General features: G+C 71.1%; 16 protein-coding genes. 13 read left to right on the plus strand and 3 right to left on the minus strand.

Going from position 1 to position 20,785, the window contains the following annotated elements; genetic code table 11:
- The first annotated feature begins 6 nt into the window (after positions 1-6).
- From KV100_RS01570 to KV100_RS01610, 9 genes are all read left to right on the plus strand, one after another.
- Positions 7-933, plus strand: a complete 927-nt coding sequence (locus tag KV100_RS01570; protein WP_220341154.1) for an ABC transporter permease — start codon at positions 7-9, stop codon at positions 931-933.
- A complete protein-coding gene (locus KV100_RS01575; protein WP_220341155.1) occupies positions 926-1,900 on the plus strand; it encodes an ABC transporter permease in 975 nt (324 codons plus the stop codon). Before KV100_RS01570 ends, KV100_RS01575 begins: the two co-directional genes overlap by 8 nt.
- A complete protein-coding gene (locus tag KV100_RS01580) occupies positions 1,897-3,603 on the plus strand; it encodes an ABC transporter ATP-binding protein (protein ID WP_220341156.1) in 1,707 nt (568 codons plus the stop codon). Before KV100_RS01575 ends, KV100_RS01580 begins: the two co-directional genes overlap by 4 nt.
- Before the next feature lie 128 nt (positions 3,604-3,731).
- Positions 3,732-4,415, plus strand: a complete 684-nt coding sequence (locus KV100_RS01585) for a hypothetical protein (protein WP_220341157.1) — start codon at positions 3,732-3,734, stop codon at positions 4,413-4,415.
- Positions 4,415-5,968: a DNA polymerase Y family protein gene (locus KV100_RS01590; RefSeq protein WP_220341158.1), complete on the plus strand. Its 1,554-nt coding sequence runs from the start codon at positions 4,415-4,417 to the stop codon at positions 5,966-5,968. Before KV100_RS01585 ends, KV100_RS01590 begins: the two co-directional genes overlap by 1 nt.
- Positions 5,969-5,983: 15 nt before the next feature.
- Positions 5,984-9,439, plus strand: coding sequence for an error-prone DNA polymerase (locus tag KV100_RS01595; RefSeq protein WP_220341159.1), 3,456 nt, complete (start codon positions 5,984-5,986; stop codon positions 9,437-9,439).
- Between the two features lie 113 nt (positions 9,440-9,552).
- Complete coding sequence (locus tag KV100_RS01600) at positions 9,553-10,881, plus strand: NAD(P)/FAD-dependent oxidoreductase (RefSeq protein WP_220341160.1); 1,329 nt, start codon at positions 9,553-9,555, stop codon at positions 10,879-10,881.
- Positions 10,878-11,825, plus strand: a complete 948-nt coding sequence (locus tag KV100_RS01605; RefSeq protein ID WP_220341161.1) for a bile acid:sodium symporter family protein — start codon at positions 10,878-10,880, stop codon at positions 11,823-11,825. The genes KV100_RS01600 and KV100_RS01605 overlap by 4 nt, the downstream gene beginning before the upstream one ends.
- Entirely contained in the window at positions 11,822-12,772 is a 951-nt protein-coding gene (locus tag KV100_RS01610; protein WP_220341162.1) for an SDR family oxidoreductase, read from the plus strand. The genes KV100_RS01605 and KV100_RS01610 overlap by 4 nt, the downstream gene beginning before the upstream one ends.
- Positions 12,773-12,802: 30 nt before the next feature.
- Here the strand turns inward: KV100_RS01610 and KV100_RS01615 are convergent, their stop codons facing one another.
- From KV100_RS01615 to KV100_RS01625, 3 genes are read right to left on the minus strand one after another with little or no spacing between them, the layout of a single operon-like run.
- Positions 12,803-13,675 (minus strand): LLM class F420-dependent oxidoreductase, encoded by an 873-nt coding sequence (locus tag KV100_RS01615; RefSeq protein ID WP_220341163.1) that lies wholly within the window; start codon positions 13,673-13,675, stop codon positions 12,803-12,805.
- A gap of 9 nt (positions 13,676-13,684) precedes the next feature.
- On the minus strand, positions 13,685-14,542 hold the full coding sequence (locus KV100_RS01620) for an aldo/keto reductase (RefSeq protein ID WP_220341164.1): 858 nt from the start codon (positions 14,540-14,542) through the stop codon (positions 13,685-13,687).
- Positions 14,532-14,966, minus strand: coding sequence for a hypothetical protein (locus KV100_RS01625; RefSeq protein WP_220341165.1), 435 nt, complete (start codon positions 14,964-14,966; stop codon positions 14,532-14,534). Before KV100_RS01625 ends, KV100_RS01620 begins: the two co-directional genes overlap by 11 nt.
- A 62-nt stretch (positions 14,967-15,028) precedes the next feature.
- Between KV100_RS01625 and KV100_RS01630 the strand changes: the two genes are divergently transcribed.
- The 4 genes from KV100_RS01630 to KV100_RS01645 all read left to right on the plus strand — a co-directional run bounded on the left by KV100_RS01630 (position 15,029) and on the right by KV100_RS01645 (position 20,735).
- Positions 15,029-16,234, plus strand: a complete 1,206-nt coding sequence (locus KV100_RS01630) for a cysteine desulfurase family protein (RefSeq protein ID WP_220341166.1) — start codon at positions 15,029-15,031, stop codon at positions 16,232-16,234.
- Positions 16,234-17,334 (plus strand): tRNA 2-thiouridine(34) synthase MnmA, encoded by a 1,101-nt coding sequence (mnmA, locus tag KV100_RS01635; protein ID WP_220341167.1) that lies wholly within the window; start codon positions 16,234-16,236, stop codon positions 17,332-17,334. Before KV100_RS01630 ends, mnmA begins: the two co-directional genes overlap by 1 nt.
- A gap of 23 nt (positions 17,335-17,357) precedes the next feature.
- The gene (locus KV100_RS01640) at positions 17,358-18,305 is read left to right on the plus strand and encodes a methionine synthase (RefSeq protein WP_220341168.1); all 948 of its coding nucleotides are present in this window, start codon (positions 17,358-17,360) and stop codon (positions 18,303-18,305) included.
- 72 nt (positions 18,306-18,377) lie between these two features.
- Positions 18,378-20,735 (plus strand): Ig-like domain repeat protein, encoded by a 2,358-nt coding sequence (locus KV100_RS01645; RefSeq protein WP_220341169.1) that lies wholly within the window; start codon positions 18,378-18,380, stop codon positions 20,733-20,735.
- The last annotated feature ends 50 nt before the right edge of the window (positions 20,736-20,785 follow it).

The raw sequence follows: 20,785 nt of genomic DNA on the forward strand, positions 1-20,785 counted from the left end.
ACTGACATGTGGTGGTATGCCGCGCGGCGAATCCTGCAGACGATCCCCGTCCTGCTCGGGTCGACGCTGCTCATCTACGCGCTAGTCTTCCTTCGCCCCGGTGATCCCGTCCGTGCGCTGTTCGGCGACAAGCCGGTCTCCGAGGCGACGCTGGCTCAGGTCAGGGAGCAGTACAACTTCGACGAGCCGTTCCTCGTGCAGTGGCTCCTCTTCCTCAAGGGCGCCGTCACCGGCGACCTCGGACAGTCGTTCACCGGCCGTCCTGTCATCGATCTCGTGGCCGATGCCTTCCCGGTCACCATCAAGCTCGCGCTGATGGCCCTCGTCTTCGAGGCCGTCTTCGGCATCATCGCGGGCACCATCGCCGGTCTCCGCAAGGGCAAGCTCTTCGACTCGACGATGCTCGTCGTGTCGCTGCTGGTCATCGCCGTCCCCATCTTCGTCTTCGGCTTCGTGCTGCAGCTCATCTTCGGCGTCAAGCTCGAGTGGTTCCCTGCGACCGTCGGCGGTGACGCTTCGTTCTACAACCTTCTTCTTCCCGCGATCGTGCTCGGACTCGTCTCGTTCGCCTACGTCCTGAGACTCACGAGGACCTCGGTCGCCGGCAACCTCGGCGCCGATCACGTGCGAACCGCGCGGGCCAAGGGGCTCCCCGAGGGGACCGTCGTCCGGCGCCACGTCCTGCGCAACTCCCTGATCCCGGTTGTGACGTTCCTCGGTGTCGACCTCGGTGCCCTGATGGCAGGCGCGATCGTGACCGAGGGCATCTTCAACATCCCCGGCGTCGGCAATCTGGCCTACCAGGCAGTCATCCGCGGGGAGACACCGACGATCGTCTCGGTCGTGACGATCATGGTCCTCGTGTACGTCATCGCGGCGCTGCTCGTCGACCTGCTGTACGCCTTCCTCGACCCAAGGATCCGTTATGCCTAAGCCGACGCTCGCGGGGCAGGAGCGCTACGTGGCCCCGATCGAGGAGACCCCGCTCGCGGCGGTCGACTCGATCCAGGTGGACGAGGCGCCCTCCAGCCAGTGGAAGGAGGCGTGGAAGCAGCTCCGCCGCAACCCCATGTTCCTCATCTCCGCCGCGCTCCTGGCCGTCCTGGCCGTGGTGATCGCGTTCCCCGGGCTCTTCACCAACGCCGACCCACGATTCTGCGAGGTCGGCCGAAGCCTCGACCCCCCGTCGCCCGGCCATCCTTTCGGGTTCAACTTCCTGGGGTGCGACGTGTGGTCGCGGACCCTGTACGGAGCGCGTGCCTCGGTCGCCGTCGGTGTCCTCACCACGCTGTTCGTCGTCGTGATCGGTGGCATCACCGGAGCGATCGCCGGCTTCAAGGGAGGCTGGGCCGACGCGATCATCTCGCGCATCAGCGACATCTTCTTCGCGATCCCGTTGATCCTGGCAGCCATCGTGAGCCTCTCGGCGCTCACGAACGCGTTCCCTGACCGCGGGTTCTGGGGCGGCATCGCCGCCGTCGTCGTGACGCTGGCCGTCTTCGGCTGGCCGCAGATCGCCCGCATCATGCGCGGTTCGGTCATCGAGGTCAAGAACCTCGAGTTCGTCGATGCCGCCCGCGCGATCGGCGCCAAGGACTCGCGCAACCTGTGGCGTCACATCGTCCCGAACGCGATGTCTCCCGTGATCGTCACCGCGACCGTGTCGCTCGGCATCTTCATCGTCGCCGAGGCCACGCTCTCGTTCCTCGGGCTCGGCCTGCCCTTCACCGTTGTCTCCTGGGGCAACGACATCGCGGAGGCCCAGCGGCTCGTCCGGTCGGGCACCCGGCTCGGCGTGTTGTTCGTTCCCGCGACCGCTCTCGCGCTCACCGTGCTGAGCTTCATCCTGCTCGGTGACGCTGTCCGTGATGCCCTCGACCCGAAGGCGAAGAAGCGATGAGCCAGCAGCCACTCCTCGAGGTCCGCGACCTCGACGTCGCCTTCTACGCCGACAAGAAGGCCATCCCTGCCGTGCAGGGGGCGAACCTGACCGTCTACCCGGGCCAGACCGTCGCCATCGTCGGTGAGTCCGGCTCGGGCAAGTCGACGACCGCGCACGCGATCATCGGGCTGCTTCCGGGCACCGGGCGGGTGACCGGCGGCGAGATCATCTTCGACGGCAAGGACATCGCGCACTCGAGCACGAAGGACTTCGAGTCCCTGCGTGGTGACCAGATCGGCCTCGTGCCCCAGGACCCGATGTCGAACCTCAACCCGCTCTGGCGGGTCGGGACGCAGATCAAAGAGTCCCTGGTCGCCAACGACATCGCCAAGGGCAAGGACGCCGATCGCCGCGTGAACGGGCTGCTTGCCGAGGCCGGCCTGAACGACGTCGAGCGTCGTGCGCGCCAGTACCCGCACGAGTTCTCCGGTGGCATGCGCCAGCGTGCGCTCATCGCGATGGGTCTGGCCGCGCGTCCCAAGCTCCTCATCGCCGACGAGCCGACCTCGGCGCTCGACGTGACCGTCCAGAAGCAGATCCTCGACCACCTCGACAGCCTGACCGACGAGCTGGGCACCGCGGTGCTGCTGATCACCCACGACCTGGGTCTGGCGGCAGAGCGTGCCGACCACATCGTCGTCATGTACAAGGGCCGGGTCGTGGAGTCCGGTCCGGCGCTGGAGATCCTCAAGAACCCCGAGCACCCCTACACCCAGCGGCTCGTGTCCTCGGCCCCCTCGATCGCGTCGCAGCGCCTGAGCTCGGTGCGGGCGCGCGCGGAGGTCCGGGAGCAGGCGGTGCAGACCGCCGGCGAGATCGCGGCCCAGGTCGCGACGACGCAGGGTGAGGTCGGCAAGGGCCACGACGACATCATCGTCGTGGAGAACCTCACGAAGGTGTTCATGCTGCCGAGCGACCGTCCGTGGCGCAAGACCGAGCTCCGAGCGGTCGACGACGTCAGCTTCCGGCTGCGTCGTGGCACCACCACCGCGATCGTGGGCGAGTCCGGCTCGGGCAAGTCGACGGTCGCGCGGATGGTCCTCGGCCTGCTCGATCGGACCGGCGGCACCGTCCACTTCGATGGGTACGACACGGGTCAGCTGAAGGGCAAGAGGCTGATGGCGCTGCGCCGCCAGATGCAGCCCGTCTTCCAGAACCCGTACGCCTCCCTCGATCCGATGTACTCCATCTTCAAGTCGATCGAGGAGCCCTTGGCGACTCACGGGATCGGCTCGTCGGCGGAGCGCGAGGCCAAGGTCCGTGACCTGCTCGAGAAGGTGTCGCTGCCGGGGTCGATCATGCGGCGCTACCCCAACGAGCTGTCCGGTGGACAGCGCCAGCGGGTCGCGATCGCGCGCGCGTTGGCGCTCGAGCCGGAGGTCGTCGTGCTCGACGAGGCGGTCTCCGCCCTCGACGTGCTGGTCCAGGCTCAGATCCTGGAGCTGCTCAACGACCTCCAGGCCGAGATGGGTCTGAGCTATCTGTTCATCACGCACGACCTCGCGGTGGTCCGTCAGATCGCCGACAACGTGCTGGTGATGCAGGACGGCAAGATCGTCGAGGCCGCCGGCGTGGGCGAGGTGTTCGACAACCCGCGCGAGGGCTACACGCGCAGGCTGCTCGACGCCATCCCCGGACGGGACCTCCTGGCCTCGGCCTGACCACGACGCGCACGCCGCAGCGCCGCCGTACCCCCTGATCGGGGGTACGGCGGTGCTGTCGTTCACACCCTCGGCCAGGCGGTGGACACCCGTTTGACTCCTTCGAACATCTGTTCGAACATGGAGAGGTGACCGGAGCCGTTCTCGATCAGCTTGCCGCGCGGATGCGGGCGATGGAGGGGTCCCCGCAGGTGCGGGACCGCCTTCCGACGCTGCCCGCGTTGGCCCAGGTGGTGCCGGGTGGGCTGCTGCGCGGCACCACGTACGAGGTGGCTGACTCCCTCGCCCTGGCTCTCGCGCTGGCCGCCGGCCCGTCGATCGACGGGGCCTGGTGCGCCGTGGTGGGGGTGCCCGAGATGGGAGCCGAGGCCGCAGCCTCGCTCGGTCTCGCGCTCGAGCGGACCATCCTCGTCCCGGCGCCCGGTGAGCACTGGCAGCACGTGGTGAGCACGCTCGCCGACGTGACGGACGCGATCGTCGTACGCCCTTCCTCTCGTGTCCGTGACGGTGACGCGCAGCGGATCACGGCACGTCTGCGACAGCACGGCACCACGGTGGTCGCGCTGACGCCCCACCCGGGCGTGTGGCCCCGTGCCACCGGCCGGCTCGAGGTCACCGAGAGCTCCTGGACCGGGATGGGCGACGGGCACGGTCACCTGCGCCGTCGTCATGTCACCGTGACCGCGACCGGTCGCTGGGGGCGGCCGCACCGCACCCGGCTGTGGCTGGACGCGGTCGTCGAGCCGGCTGCTGTCGGGGACGACACGGTCGTGGCGCTGCCCGGGGCGCTCGGCTACGGGGTGGCGAGCTGATGGCGCGCACCCTGGTGGCGTGGTGCCCCGACTGGCCCGTCCGGGCGGTCCGGCACACCGGTGCCGGCGCCGGGCTGCCGCCGGGGGCACCGATCGCGCTGTTCGAGCGCGGCGAGGTCCGGGCGTGCTCGACCTCCGCGCGCGCCGAGGGGGTGCGCCGTGGCCAGCGGATGCGCGACGCGCAGGCGCGCTGTCCCGACCTGGTGACGCTCGACTACGACCCCGGGCTCGACGTGCGTGCGTTCGAGCCGGTGCTCGCCGCGGTCGAGGAGATCGCTCCTGGGGTGCAGCCGCTGCGTCCGGGGACCTGCGCGGTCCGCGTGGCGGGTCCCGGCCGCTACTTCGGTGGTGAGCAGCACGCGGCTGCGGTCCTCGCCGAGAGGCTGGTCGAGCACGGCATCGACGACGTGCGCTTCGGTGTCGCCGATGCCGTGTTCGCTGCCGAGCAGGCTGCTCGGCAGGCGAGCGTGCAGGACAGTCTCGTGGTGCCCCCGGGGGAGTCGGCCGCCTTCCTCGCCGACCTGCCGGTGAGCGTCCTCGACCGGCCCGAGATGGTGAGCCTGCTGCAGCGGCTCGGGCTCCGTACGCTCGGGGCGTTCGCCGCTCTGCGTCCGGCCGACGTGCTGACCCGGTTCGGGCCCGACGGGGCACTCGCCCATCGGCTCGCTCGAGGCGCCGACGACCGGGCGTTCGCGGCGCGCCGCCCTCCCTCGGACCTCGAGCGCGAGGTCTCGTTCGAGCCGCCGCTCGAGGATGCGGAGGCGGTCGCGTTCAGCGTCCGGCGGACGGCCGAGGCGTTCGTCACCGGTCACGCCGAGCGGCAGCTGGTCTGCACCAGCCTGTGGGTCGAGGTGCACACCGACGACGGGCAGATCGCCGAGCGTCAGTGGCTGCATCCCCGCTGGTTCGACGCCGGCGACATCGTCGACCGGGTCCGCTGGCAGCTGCAGGCGTCGTCGGGATCGGGCACGGCCGTCTCGGCCGTCGGTGCGCCGATCACCGGGGTGAAGCTGATCCCGGAGGACGTGGCGCCGGTGACCGACCATGCCGAGGGCCTGTGGGGGAGTGGCCCCGACGCGCGCATCCACCGGGCCGCGTCCAAGGTGCAGAGCATGCTCGGCCGGGAGGCCGTGGTCTCGGCGGTCGTCGGAGGCGGACGAGGTCCCTCCGACCGACGGACGCTGGTGCCGTGGGGCGATCCGCTCTCAGCTGAGCGCCCGGCCGCACCACCGTGGCCCGGCAGCCTGCCGGCACCGGCGCCGGCCACCGTCTACGACCCACCGCGTCCGGCACAGGTGGTCGGTTCCTCCGGACAGCCGGTCAGGGTCAGCGAGCGGGGCATGGTGACGGCCGCGCCTGCGCGGTTCGCCGCGAGCGACGCCGAGCTCCGGCCGGTGGCCGCCTGGGCAGGGCCGTGGCCGGTCGACGAGCGCTGGTGGGACGCGCGGGAGGCGGTGCGGGCGGCCCGGTTCCAGGTGGTCGGGGTCGACGGCAGCGCGTGGCTGCTGCGAGTCAGCGACGGGGTCTGGTGCGTGGAGGCCCGATATGACTGAGGCCGGGGCCGACTGATGGGCTTCAACAACCCCGACATGCCCTGGTCCGAGCTCGAGCGGCGGCTGTCGGGGCGGCTGCCGCCGGAGAAGCAGTCGCCTGCCTTCGACGTCCCCGACGGCGGCGACGGTCCGGCGTTCTCCCGCAAACGTGCCCCGTACGAGCCGTCGGGCGCCGTCGAGGAGTCGTCACCGGAGCCGGACGAGCCGTACCTCCCCTACGCCGAGCTCCACGCGCACTCCGACTTCAGCTTCCTCGACGGTGCGAGCAGCCCGGAGGCGCTGGTCGAGGAGGCGGTGCGGCTGCGGCTGACCGGGCTGGCGCTCACCGACCACGACGGCTTCTACGGGGTGGTGCGGATGGCGGAGGCCGCGGCAGTGCACGGTCTGCCGACCGTGTTCGGAGCGGAGCTGTCGCTGGACCTGCGCGGTCCTCAGAACGGCGCCGCAGATCCGGACGGCACTCATCTCCTGCTGCTCGCCCGTGGACAGGAGGGATACCACCGCCTCGCCGGGGCACTCACCGCCGCGCACCTGGCGGGCGGCGAGAAGGGCCGACCCCTCTACGACCTCGACGACCTCGCCGACCGCCTCGGCCGGCACGCGGTCGTGCTCACCGGCTGCCGCAAGGGCGCCGTACGCCAGGCGTTGGTCGGTCCGACCGGCGTCGAGGTCGACGAGCTCGCCGCCGAGAAGGAGGTGCGGGCGCTGCTCGACCGGTTCAGCGAGGACCAGGTCCTCGTCGAGCTCACCGACCACGGCGACCCGTACGACTCCGTCCGCAACGACGCGCTCGCGGCGATCGCGGACCGCTTGGGGCTTCCCACCGTGGCGACCGGCAACGTGCACGCGGCAACGCCCCACGACCGCCGTCTCGCGGGGGCGGTCGCTGCAGTCCGGGCGCGTCGCAGCCTGGACGCGATGGACGGATGGCTGCCCGCGGCGGGGCCACCGCACCTCCGCTCGGGCTTCGAGATGGCCCGCCTCTTCGCCCGATATCCCGGCGCGGTGGAGCGGACCGTCGACATCGCCGCCGACCTCGCGTTCGAGCTGCGCCGGGCCAAGCCGCGACTGCCCAAGCAGAAGGTGCCTGACGGGCACACCCCGATGTCGTGGCTGCGCGAGCTGGTGCGGCGCGGGGCTGCCGAGCTCTATCGCGACGGCCCGCCGAGCACCTACGAGCGCCTGGAGGCGGAGCTCGCGGTGATCGAGGAGCTCGACTTCCCGGGTTACTTCCTCATCGTCCACGACATCGTCGCGTTCGCGAAGGGGCGCGGGATCCTCTGCCAGGGTCGGGGGTCGGCCGCCAACTCCGCGGTCTGCTACGCCCTGGGGATCACGGCGGTGGACTCGGTGACGTTCGACCTGCCGTTCGAGCGGTTCCTGTCGGCGAGCCGTGAGGAGGAGCCCGACATCGACGTGGACTTCGACTCCGACCGGCGAGAGGAGGTGATCCAGTGGGTGTACGAGCAGTACGGCCGCCACAACGCCGCGCAGGTCGCCAACGTCATCTCGTACCGTCCGAAGTCTGCGGTCCGTGACATGGCCAAGGCGCTCGGCTACTCCCAGGGGCAGCAGGACGCGTGGTCCAAGCAGATCGACCGCTGGAGCAGCCTGCCGCGCGACGAGGCGACCGAGGACGTACCCGAGCCGGTGCTCGACCTGGCCGAGCAGCTCCTCAAGGCGCCGCGCCACCTCGGCATCCACTCGGGCGGCATGGTGCTCACCGACCGACCGGTGGGGGAGGTGTGCCCGATCGAGCACGCCCGCATGGAGGACCGCACGGTCCTGCAGTGGGACAAGGACGACTGCGCCTGGATGGGTCTGGTCAAGTTCGACCTGCTCGGTCTCGGGATGCTCGGCGCCATCCAGCACACGTTCGACATCGTCGCCGAGCACACCGGCGAGCAGTGGAGCCTGGCGTCGATCCCCAAGGAGGAGGCCGGTGTCTACGACCAGCTCTGCCGCGGCGACTCGGTCGGGGTGTTCCAGGTGGAGAGCCGCGCTCAGATCGGGACGCTGCCGCGCCTGAAGCCGCGACGCTTCTACGACCTGGTGTGCGAGATCGCCTTGATCCGGCCGGGTCCGATCCAGGGTGGCGCGGTGCACCCGTTCATCCGGCGGCGGACCGGCGAGGAGGAGATCACCTATCTGCACCCGGCGCTCGAGCCGGTGCTTCGCCGTACCCTCGGCGTGCCGCTGTTCCAGGAGCAGCTGATGCAGATCGCGATGCAGGTCGGCGGCTGCACCGGGGACGAGGCCGACCTGCTGCGGCGGGCGATGGGGTCCAAGCGCGGCGTCGAGAAGATCGAGCGGCTGCGCGCGACGCTGTACGCAGGCATGGCCGCGCACGGCATCACCGGCGACCTGGCCGACGAGATCTACCAGCGGATCGAGGCGTTCGCGAGCTTCGGGTTCGCCGAGTCGCACTCGATCAGCTTCGCGCTGCTGGTGTATGCGAGCACGTGGCTGCGACTGCACTATCCGGGGGCGTTCCTCGCGGGGCTCCTACGCTCGCAGCCGATGGGGTTCTACTCGCCGGCGAGCCTGGTCGCCGACGCGCGGCGCCACGGGGTGGAGGTGCTGCGCCCCGACGTGAACCGCTCGGGTGCAGGCGCCGACCTTGAGCTCGCGGGTCACTCTCTGGCACTCGCGGGTCACTCTCTGGCGTCCGCGGGTCACGACGCCTGCCTCGAGCAGGATCAGCCACCGGTCGGTGACTTCGACGCGGACGTGCCGTTCGACCACGCGTGGCACCGCCGCGACGGACGCTTCGTCGTACGGCTCGGGTTGGCCGGGGTCACCTCGGTGGGCAAGGACGCGGCAGAGCGGATCGTCACCGAGCGCGCTCGCGGTGGGCCGTACGCCTCGATGACCGACCTCACCCGCCGGGTCTCACTGACCGCGACGCAGGTCGAGGCGCTGGCGACCGCAGGGGCGTTCGACGGGTTCGGGCTGTCGCGGCGCGAGGCGCTGTGGTCCTCGGGGCCTGCCGCGCAGGAGAGTCCTGGGCAGCTCGAGGGGACGACGGTGCTCAGCGACGCGCCGACGTTGCCGGGGATGAGCGAGGCCGAGATCACGATGGCCGATCTCTGGTCGACGGCGATCGCGCCGGACAGCCACCCGATGGACCACGTCCGGGAGGCGATGCGCGCACGCGGAGCACTGCGCGTGTCCGACCTGGCGGCGGTCGAGCCGGGGACCCGCATCGAGGTCGCCGGCCTGGTCACGCACCGGCAACGCCCGGCGACGGCCGGGGGAGTCACGTTCCTCAACCTCGAGGACGAGACGGGGATGCTCAACGTCATCTGCACGGCAGGACTGTGGTCGCGCTACCGGCGGATCGCCCGCGACTCCAGCGCGCTCGTCGTCCGCGGGATCGTCGAGCGGCGCGACGGCGCGACCAACCTGCACGCCGACCGGCTCGAGCGCCTCCCCATCACGATGCGGACGACGTCGCGCGACTTCCACTGAGGCCGGCGGGGGCGGTTCGCCCGTTCGCCCCACGATGAGTGGAAGGCGGCCGAACGGGAGGATCTTCTGGGATACCCTCCAGCAGCCGCAAACCGTCTGGCACACTAGGGCGCGTGTCCAAGATCACATCAGGTGGCGATGCCCCGCCCGCACTCCCGTACGCCGTCATCGGCGCCGGCCCGTCCGGCCTCGCGGCCACCCGGGCACTGACCAAGCGCGGCCTCGACGTCGTCGGGTACGAGCTCCATGACGACGTCGGCGGCCTGTGGGACATCGACGGGCCACGCAGCACGATGTACGAGTCGGCGCACTTGATCTCCTCCAAGACCACGACCCAGTTCGCCGAGATGCCGATGGGCGACGAGGTCGCCGACTACCCGAGCCACCGTGAGCTCAAGCGCTACTTCCGCGCGTACGCCGACCGTTTCGGTCTCCGCGACCACTATCGCTTCGGCACGGAGGTGACCCGCGTCGAGCCGCACGCCGACGGGGGTTGGGTGGTCACGACCCGCGAGGTGTCCTCAGGTTCGACGAGCACCGACCGCGTCTCCGGAGTCGTCATCGCCAACGGCACCCTGTCCGAGCCGAACGTGCCCCAGCTCAAGGGCCAGTTCGACGGCGAGGTGTTCCACACCAGCGCGTACAAGAAGGCGACCACCTTCGCCGGCAAGCGCGTCCTCATCATCGGCGCCGGCAACTCGGGCTGCGACATCGCCGTCGACGCGGTGCACCACGCCGCATCGGTCGACATGAGCGTGCGGCGCGGCTACTACTTCGTGCCGAAGTATCTCTTCGGCAAGCCCGCGGACACGCTCAACCAGGGCAAGCCGCTCCCTCCTCGGGTCAAGCAGGCGATCGACACCCGCGTGCTCAAGCTCTTCACCGGTGACCCCGTCAAGCTCGGCTTCCCCAAGCCCGACTACAAGATCTACGAGTCGCACCCGATCGTGAACTCGCTGATCCTCCACCACCTCGGCCACGGCGACCTCAGCATCAAGCCCGATGTCGACCACGTGGACGGCTCGACGGTGCACTTCCGTGACCGCACGAGCCGCGACTACGACACGATCGTGCTCGCGACGGGCTACACGCTGCACTACCCGTTCATCGATCCGGCCCTGCTGCGCTGGAACGGCTGGTCGCCGCAGCTCTACCTCAACATCTTCACTCCCGAGCGCGACGACCTCTTCGTGATGGGCATGGTCGAGGCGTCGGGGCTCGGCTGGCAGGGCCGCTACGAGCAGGCCGAGCTGATCGCGTCGTACGTCGATGCTCGGCGGACACGCCCGGCCCAGGCGGAGTCGTTCGCCGCCAGGACCCGTGGCCCGCTGCCGGACCTGTCCGGCGGCTACCGTTACCTCGGCCTGGAGCGCATGAGCTACTACGTCAACAAGGACGCCTACCGTACGGCGGTCCGTGCCGCGATCGAGGAGCTCTCGTGACCGACCTCGTGTTCCTCGCCGCCGGCGACGTCGACGCGATCAGCATCTCGTTCAACGAGTCGTCGCTGACGCTGCTCAAGATCGTCATCGGCACGATCCTCTTCGGCATCGCCCTCGACACGCGGCTCGAGGACTTCCGTGCCGCCGCCCGCAAGCCCCTGGCGATGGGAGTCGCGATCGCCGGGCAGTTCCTCCTGCTGCCCGCGATCACCTTCGCTCTCACCCTGCTGCTCAACGTCCGCGGGTCGATCGCGCTCGGCATGATCCTCGTGGCGTGCTGCCCTCCCGGCAACGTCTCGAACATCCTCACCCACCGCGCCCGCGGTGACGTCGCGCTCTCGGTCGCGATGACGTCGGTCGGCAACGTGCTGGCGATCTTCCTGATGCCGCTCAACTTCGCCTTCTGGGGCGGCCTCCACCCGACCGGTCAGAACTTCCTCACCGACATCGAGGTGAGCCCCTGGGACATGCTCTGCGAGGTCCTCCTCGTGATCGGCCTGCCGTTCGTCCTCGGGATCACGATCGCGCGGCTGTGGCCGCGGGTCGCCGCGCGTGCGCACGGCATCGTCAGCAAGGTCGCGTTCGTCGCGCTCGGCGCCATCATCCTGGTCGGCATCGCCAGCAACTGGGGCGTGTTCGTCGACTACATCGGCGTCGTCGTCATCGCCGTCTTCCTCCACGACGCCCTCGCGATGGCCCTCGGGTACGGCGTCGCTCGGGGTGCACGCCTGTCCGACCGGTCGACACGGGCGATGACGTTCGAGGTCGGCATCCGCAACGCCGGGCTCGGGCTGCTGCTGGTCTTCGAGTTCTTCGACGGGCTCGGGGGCATGGCGCTGGTCGCGGCCTGGTGGGGGATCTGGGACATCATCGCGGGTCTCGTGGTGGCGTCCCTGTGGGCGCGCAGACCCGTCCGCGAGGAGAAGGTCGAGGTGCCGGCATGAGTCGTCGCGTCCTCGTCACCGGTGGCTCGGGCTTCCTCGGCTCGTCCGTCGTCCCTGGTCTCGCGGCCGACCCCGGGGTCGCGCTCGTCGTGAGCGCCGACGTGCGGGAGCCGCGCGAGCGGGTCACGGGCGTCGAGTACGCGACAGTCGACGTCACCGACCCCGGCGCCGTGTCCGACGCGGTCTCCTCGTACGAGGTCGACACGATCGTCCATCTCGCCTCGATCGTGAACCCGCCCCCCGGCATGACCGACGACGTGGCCTACCGGGTCGACGTCGACGGCAGCCGCAACGTCCTCGACGCGGCCCTCACCCACGGCGTACGCCGGCTCGTCGTCTCCTCCAGCGGCGCGGCGTACGGCTACCACGACGACAATCCCGCGTGGATCACCGAGGATCAGCCCGTACGCGGCAACGACGCCTTCGCGTACAGCCGGCACAAGCGGCTCGTCGAGGAGATGCTGGCCGACGCCCGGCGCGACCACCCGGAGCTGCAGCAGACGGTGCTCCGCATCGGGACGATCCTGGGGGAGCGGGTCGACAACCAGATCACCGACCTGTTCCGCAAGAAGCGCCTCCTCAAGATCGCGGGGGCCGACTCACCCTTCGTGTTCGTCTGGGACACCGACCTCACGGCGATCGTCGTGCACGCCGTCACCGCCGACGTGACGGGCACCTTCAACGTCGCGGGCGACGGGGCGCTGACGATCGACGAGATCGCGGTGCGCCTCGGACGGGGCACGCTGGCGATCCCCGAGGTCGTGCTCCGCGGGGCGCTCACGGTCGCGAAGCCGCTGCGGTTGACGCAGTACGGCCCTGAGCAGACGAAGTTCCTCCAGTTCCGCCCGGTGCTCGACAACACACGGCTCAAGACGGTCTTCGGTTATGAGCCTGCCTACACGTCTGCGCAGGCGTTCGAGGCGTGGAGGGCCGCGCAGGGGCTGTGACGTCGCGGCCCACCCGGCACGGCGCCGCCGCTACAACGCAGCGACCGGCTCGACGACGGTGTCGACCAGCTCGCGGGCGAACCCCACCGGGTCGTCGTCGGACGGCGTCACGAACACTTCCTCGACGCCGATCTCGGCGTACGGGGCGAGAGAGTCCGTGAACGAGCCGTCGAGCGGCACCGAGCCGTTCCAGAGGATCGTCTTGCGGATCTCCTCGTACGGCCGCCCGACGTCCTCGCAGTGGCTGCGCAGTACGTCGAGCTTGTGCGCCACGCCGTCCGTCCCGTCGCCGGCCTGCGCGAAGAGGTTGCAGGCGTCGGCGTACTGCGCGACCAGCCGCAGCGTCTTGCGTTCGCCGCCTCCGCCGACCATGACCGGCACGGGTCCGAGCGGCTTCGGCGAGCAGAGCGTCTCGGCGAGCTGGTAGTAGCGCCCGTCGTACGGGCCGTCGTCGTCGCCGAACATCTGCGTGACGATCTGCAGCGTCTCTTCGAGCCGCGCCAGCCGCTCACCCGCCGGCCACACGGGCACCCCGAGCCCGCGCTGCTCGCGCTCGTACCAGCCGGCGCCGATCCCGAGGGTCGCGCGGCCACCGCTCAGCACGTCCAGCGACGCGACGATCTTGGCCAGCAGCCCGGGATGGCGGTAGGGGACACCGGTGACGAGGACCTGGAGCCCGACCCGCTCCGTCCGCGCGGCGAGGAACCCGAGCGTCGTGTAGGCCTCGAGCATCGGGTCGCGCGGACCACCGGCGTAGCCCTCCATCTGGAAGAAGTGGTCCATCACCGACAGGGACCGCAGGCCGCCGGCGTCGGCGACCGCGCCCACCTCGGCGTACGCCGGCGCGATCGCTGTCGCGCCACCGGGAACGTCGTAACGGGGGAGGTGGAGCGAGACATGCATGGCTAGACGCTACCCTGCGCGGTCCAGCTCATTAACGGTCTCGGGATCGAGGGTGAGCGCGGCTGCGGCCATGTTCTCCTCGAGGTGCGCGACCGACCCGGTGCCGGGGATGGGCAGCATCACCGGCGAGGTCTGGAGCAGCCACGCCAGCGCGACCTGGGCGGGTGTCGCGTCGTAGGCCTCCGCGGCCCGCGCGACCGGTCCGTCCGGCCCGGCGAGCTCGCCCGCATCGACCGGTGCCCACGGGATGAAGCCGATGCCGTGCTCGGTGCAGTAGGCCAGGACGTCGGCCGAGGAGCGGTCGACGAGGTTGTAGCGGTTCTGGACCGTGACGACGGGCACGTACGTCCGCGCCTCCTCGATGTCGGCCACCGTGACCTGCGACAGCCCGACCGCTCGGACCTTGCCGTCCTCGCGCAGCTGGGCCAGCGTCTCGAACTGCTCGTCGCGGGGCGTGCGCTCGTCGATCCGGTGCAGCTGGAAGAGGTCGATCACGTCGGTCCGGAGCCGACGCAGGCTCATCTCGACCTGCTGCCGGAGGTACTCACGACGGCCGACCGGCCACCACTCGTCCGGACCGGTGCGGACGAGGCCGGCCTTCGTGGCGATGGTCAGACCTTCTCCGTACGGCGCCAGCGCCTCGGCGATGATCGACTCGCTCACCTCGGGCCCGTAAGAGTCGGCCGTGTCGATGAAGTCGACGCCCAGCTCGACGGCCCGCCGGAGCACCGCGCGCGCCGTCTCACGGTCGGCAGGCTCGCCCCAGATCCCCGGACCGGTGATGCGCATCGCGCCGAATCCCAGCCGGTTGACGGTGCCCACACCGTCGATGTCGAACGTGGTCGCGCGGGTGCCCTCAACGGTCATCGCTGTCGTCCTCCTCGAGATCGGCGAGCGTGTCGTAGTACGCCCGACCTGCAGGGTAGTAGTCGGTCCAGACAGGCTCGGGCTCGTCGACGATCCTCGCTCCGAGGACTCCGAGCAGGTAGTCGCCGCGAGGGCCCTGCTCGCCGACGTCGGCCGGTGTGACGTCGTGGATCACCAGCTGCATGTCGGTCGTGCTGTCCTCGCGTGTGCGGAGGTAGGCGTCGACCACGGTGCCGGTGTCGAGGCGAACCGCGAGATGGTCGGGCTCGCTCTCGCCGATCACCGTCACCTCGATGTCGCCGAGCGGCTCAGGACCCGTCACCGCCGCCCAGGCGTCGTCTCGGTCGAGCGGCAGGATCCGGTTGTAGACGAGGTCGATATGCTTGTCGTGAGTGCGCATCCGGCCCGTCGGAAGGTGCTTCATCCCTCTAGCGTCGCAGGCACCGGACGCACGCACAGAACACCGGCGACTAGGTTGGAGGTGTCATGAGTCTCGCGCCCGCCACCACCTCCTACCTCGACCACGCAGCGACCACGCCGATGGTCCCCGAGGCGATCGCGGCGATGCAGGACGCCATGCTCGAGGGAGGCAACCCCTCCTCGCTCCACGGGTCCGGACGCCGGGCTCGGCGCCGGGTCGAGGAGGCGCGTGAGCTGATCGCCCAGCGGATCGGTGCCCGCCCCAGCGAGGTCGTGTTCCTGTCCGGAGGCACCGAGGCCGACAACCTCGCAGTCAAGGGCCTGTACTGGTCGCGCCACCGTGCCGACCCCGCCCGCCGCCGCTCGGTCGCGTCGGCGATCGAGCACCATGCCGTGCTCGACTCCCTGGCCTGGTTGGAGAAGTCCGAGGGGGCGGTCGTCGACCTCGTCGGCGTCGACGCGGTGGGCCGGCTCGACGTCGACGCCTTGCGCGCCACCCTCGAGCGTGACCCGAGCGACGTCGCGCTGATCAGCTGCATGTGGGCCAACAACGAGCTGGGCACGGTGCAGCCGATCCCCGAGATCGTGGCGCTCGCCCGCGAGCACGGCATCCCTGTGCACAGCGACGCCGTGCAGGCGCTCGCCCATCTCCCCGTCGACTTCGCCGCGAGCGGCCTCGACGCGATGTCTCTCGCCTCGCACAAGGTCGGCGGCCCGACCGGCGTCGGCGCCCTGGTCGCCCGTCGCGAGCTGGAGGCGGTCCCGCTGGTACACGGCGGCGGACAGGAGCGCGACCTGCGGTCCGGCACGTTGAACACGGCGGCGATCGCCGCGTTCGCGGTCGCGGTCGACCTCGCCGTCACCCGCCGTGAGGACGAGTCCGCGCGGCTCGAGGCGCTGCGGCGGCGTCTCGTCGAAGGGTTGCGTCAGGCGGTCCCCGAGGCGGTCGTCAACGGCGACCCGGAGCCCGGTCCGCAGTCGCGTCTGCCGCACGTCGTCCATCTCACGTTCCCCGGCGCCGAAGGAGACTCGCTCCTCATGCTCCTCGACGCGGCCGGGATCGAGTGCTCGACCGGGTCGGCCTGCTCGGCCGGGGTGCCTCAGGCGAGCCACGTCCTGACCGCGATGGGTCTGGACGACCTCGCGGCGCGCGGGTCGTTGCGCTTCAGCATGGGGCACACCACGACCGCGGCCGACGTCGACCGGCTGCTCGCCACACTCCCGGGGATCTACGAGCGCGCACGTGCTGCCTCGACGGCGGGGAGGCGCTGATGCGTGTCCTGGCCGCCATGTCCGGGGGAGTCGACTCGGCCGTCGCCGCAGCCCGCGCGAAGGACGCCGGCCACGACGTGACCGGCGTGCACCTGGCTCTCTCACGCAACCCGCAGTCGTACCGCACCGGAGCGCGCGGGTGCTGCTCGATCGAGGACAGCAACGACGCCCGCCGCGCCGCTGACGTGATCGGCATCCCGTTCTACGTGTGGGACATGAGCGAGGAGTTCCACGAGGAGGTCGTCGAGGACTTCATCGCCGAGTACACCGCCGGCCGCACCCCGAACCCCTGCCTGCGGTGCAACGAGAAGATCAAGTTCGCCGCCGTCCTCGACCGTGCTCTCGCCCTCGGCTTCGACGCCGTGGTGACCGGTCACTACGCGCGTCTCGAGACCGCGTCGGACGGCACGGTCGAGATGCACCGCGCCGTCGACCACGCCAAGGACCAGTCGTACGTGCTCGGCGTGCTCACCGCCGACCAGATCGCCCACTCGATGTTCCCCCTCGGCACCGACACCAAGGACGAGGTACGGCGGGAGGCGGAGCGCCGGGGCCTGCAGGTGGCGCACAAGCCGGACAGCCACGACATCTGCTTCGTCGCCGACGGCGACACGCCCGGCTGGCTGCACGACAAGCTCGGCACCCGTCCCGGTGTGGTCGTCGACGAGGGCGGCGAGGTCCTCCGCGAGCACGAAGGTTCCTTCGCCTTCACGATCGGTCAGCGTCGTGGGCTGCGGCTCGGCCGTCCCGCCGCGGACGGCAGGCCGCGCTTCGTCCTCGACATCGAGCCCGTCTCGGGCACGGTGACGGTCGGTCCCCGCGAGCACCTGGCGGTCGACGGTCTGGTGGGCATCCGGCCGCTGTGGTGCGGGGCGCCGCCCGACGGCGAGCTCTCGTGCACGGTCCAGCTGCGCGCCCACGGCGACGAGCACCGCGCTTCCGTCCGTCTCGACGGCGACCGGCTGCACGTCGACCTGCACGACCCCGCCGACGGCATCGCCCCTGGGCAGGCGGTCGTCGTCTACGACGGCACGCGTGTGGTCGGGTCCGCGACGATCTCCGCCACCCGGCGGGTCGCCGGTGCGGTGCCGGTCCGATGAGCGTCGACGGAGGAGCCGCAGGCATGCGCGCGACCGGTATCGGCTCGATGCCGGGGGAGGACTTCCGTGGCGTCGTCCGGTTCGTCCTGGAGACGCTCGACCTGCCGTTCCTGCCCGAGCTGCCGGCGCGCGGTGACGGGGCGGGGATGATCGGGCGGGCGGCCGGCCTCCTCGACGGTCTCGGTGCGGACCTCCAGCCGGCCGGTTGGCGTCTGACGGACCGTCCCGGCCTCGACCAGCGACGTGCCCGTTCGCTCCTGGCCCACGACCTCGACGTGCTCGAGGAGGAGGCGGACGGCTACGAGGGCGACCTCAAGGTCCAGGTCGCCGGACCGTGGACGCTGGCCGCGACGATGGAGCGTCCGCGGGGCGACCGCCTGCTGGCCGACCACGGAGCCCGCCGAGAGCTCGCCCAGTCGCTCGCGTCGGGTCTGGCCGCCCACGTCGAGGAGGTGCGTCGCCGCGTCCCCGCGGCCTCGATCGTCGTCCAGGTGGACGAGCCGGGCCTGCGGTCGGTGCTCGAGGGGCAGGTCCCGACCGCGAGCGGCGCCGGGAACCACCGGCGGGTGCACCCCCCGGAGGTGGACGCCGCGCTGCGCGAGGTCGCCGACGCGGCGCGTGGCGCGGGAGCGCGCCCGGTGGTCCACACCTGTGCGCCCCGGGTGCCGCTGTCGCTGCTCGCAGGGGCCGGATTCGAGGCGATCTCCTTCGACCTCGGCCTGGTGAGCGGCGAGGAGCGCGACGCGTACGCCTCGGTGCTCGAGTCCGGGGTGGACCTGTGGCCAGGAGTTGCCGACGACGACGTGAGCGCGATGCGGCGTACGAGCGACCGCTTCTTCAGCGGGCTCGGGTTCGGGGAGGAGGCGACCGTCCCACGGACCGTCCTGTCGCCGCCCTGCGGGCTCGCCGACGCGTCGCCGGACGACGCGCGCCGCGTTCTGCGCGGTGTCGCGGCCACGACAAAACTCTGATCTCGCTCCGAGTAGCGCCGTGACGTGGCTCACGTACGCTGCCTGGGAGCACACCACCCCTGGGGGGTCAGCATGAGCACATCTCGGAGCGCCATCGCACTCGCCGTCCTACCGACCGTCGCGGCCGGACTGGTCGTTCTTCCCGTGGTCACCTGGAACGAGACGGTGACCGTCGGCACGACGCCGGACCCGACCACGTACGCCCTCGCGGCGTACACCGCCGGCGCTGACGACGAGCCGAGCACCGATCCGCCGGTCGACGGGGCCCTCGCGCCCGACGGGAGTCCGGCACCGGACCCCACGCACGCCGTCGCGACCGCCGTCGACTCGCCCAAGCTGCCGACCGAGGACTTCCGCGTCGCGGGCGTCACGTGGGACCGGGGCTCCGTCGACGGCGAGGTGGTCACCTACGTCCGTACGCGCGAGACGAGCGGTTGGACGCAGTGGTATCGGCTCGACGACGCCACCGACGACGGCCCGGACCCCGGCTCCCGGGAGGCGATGAAGGCACGCGGGGGCACCGCGCCGCTCATCGTCGGTGAGTCCGACGCCATCCAGGTCACCGTGGCCACGCCGGACGGATCGGTCCCCGACGACGTCCAGGTCGACCTGCTCGACCTCGGGACGACCACGACCACGCAGCAGGTCGAGCCCCTCGCGGCGGCGTCGGCGGCGACGCCGAGACCCTCGATCAAGTCGCGGGCGGCCTGGGGAGCCGACGAGCGCATCCGGGACCGCTCCGCGCCCGACTACGGGTCCGTCCAGGGCGCCGTCGTCCACCACACGGCCGGCTCCAACTCGTACTCGCGTGGCGAGGTGCCCGCCGTGATCCGGGCGATCTACGCCTACCACACCAAGGCGCTGAAGTGGCGGGACATCGGCTACAACGTGGTCGTCGACAAGTGGGGCCAGGCGTGGGAGGGACGCTGGGGTGGACTGGCGCGCAACGTCGTCGGCGCGCACGCGCTCAACAACAACTCGACGACGTTCGGGATCTCCGTCCTCGGCAACTTCGAGTCGGCCCAGGCGTCCTCGGCGGTGGTCGAGACGATCTCCCGCGTGATCGCGTGGAAGTTCTCCCTCAACCACGTGATCCCGACCGGCTACCGGACCTTCACCACCAACACCGGCAAGAAGGTCTCGCGCACCAAGATCGTCGGGCACCGTGACGTCGGCCAGACGGCGTGCCCGGGCCGCAACCTCTACTCCAAGATGGGCACGATCCGCACGCGGGTGGGCGCCTTGATGAAGAACACCGGGATCACCCCCACGATCACCGCGACCCCCGCGCCGACCGCCTACACCGTCGGTGGCAACCGGGTGGACGTCGCGATCACGGTGGCTGCCTCCGGGAGGGTCCCGACCGGCACCGTGCAGGTGGTCGACACCCAGCGCGGAGACGTGCTGGGGCAAGCGACGCTGGCGTCGGGCAAGGCCTCGATCAAGCTCCCCAAGCTCATGTACGCCGGTGCGCGACGTCTCGCGGTGATCTACAGCGGGGATGCGGCGGTCGCCTGGCGGCAGGCGGCGCCGTTCACGGTCAACGTCACGAAGGCAGCCACCACGACCGCTGCCACGTTCGACAAGACATCGGTGACGTCCGGCGACCAGGTCTCGGCCCGCGTCACGGTGGAGGGCGCCAACGTGGTGCCCCGCGGCACGGTCAGCATCCTCGCCGGCTCCGCGCTCCTCGGCCGAGCGACCGTCTCCCGGGTGGGCGACCGGTACGCCGCGGCCGCGACGGTACGCCTGCGGCGCGACCTCCCCGGTGGCACCCACCGGCTCGTCGCCCGCTACGACGGCCACTACGCGATCTCGGGCTCCACGGCGCCCGCCGCGACCCTCCGGGTGGCGAAGGGCCGCTCCTCGCTGTCGCACGCCTGGGTCGGTGTCCCGCGCTGGCGGGCGCAGCCCGTGCTCCGGGTGCGGGCCTGGGCGAACGGGCAGACGCCGACGGGCACGGTCGTCGTCCGCGAGGGCGGGCGGGTCGTGGGCTCCCGGGCTCTGTCGCGCGGGGTCACCGACGTGAGGCTCACCCCGAGCCGTACGAAGCGGCGCGCGTTCACGATCTCGTACGCCGGGTCGCGGAGCCTGAACGCCGCCCCGACCGCCCGCCGGACGGTGGCCGTGGCGAAGGCCAAGCTCAAGGTCACCCGCAAGCTCAGTGACCGGTCGGCGCGACGCGGTCAACGGGTCGTCCTGCGAGTGCGGGCGACGGCGCCGGGCTTCCGACGGGTCGTGGGCCGGGTGACGGTCTACCGCGGAGGCAGGGTGCTGCGGTCGGCTGCGATGACCAAGAAGCTCAGCGGGCGCGTCGTGCTGAAGATGCCGACCTCCCGTCGGGGCACGCAGAGGCTGCGGATCGCGATCAGGCCGAAGGGCTACGTGCTCCCGTACCGGTCGAAGGCGTTCACGCTACGGGTGCGCTGACCTCCGGGCCAGGCCCGGTTCACCTCGTACGGCTGTCCGTGGGCAGCGGT

It is taken from the genome of Mumia sp. zg.B21 (assembly GCF_019550855.1).
Classification (GTDB): Bacteria; Actinomycetota; Actinomycetes; order Propionibacteriales; family Nocardioidaceae; genus Mumia.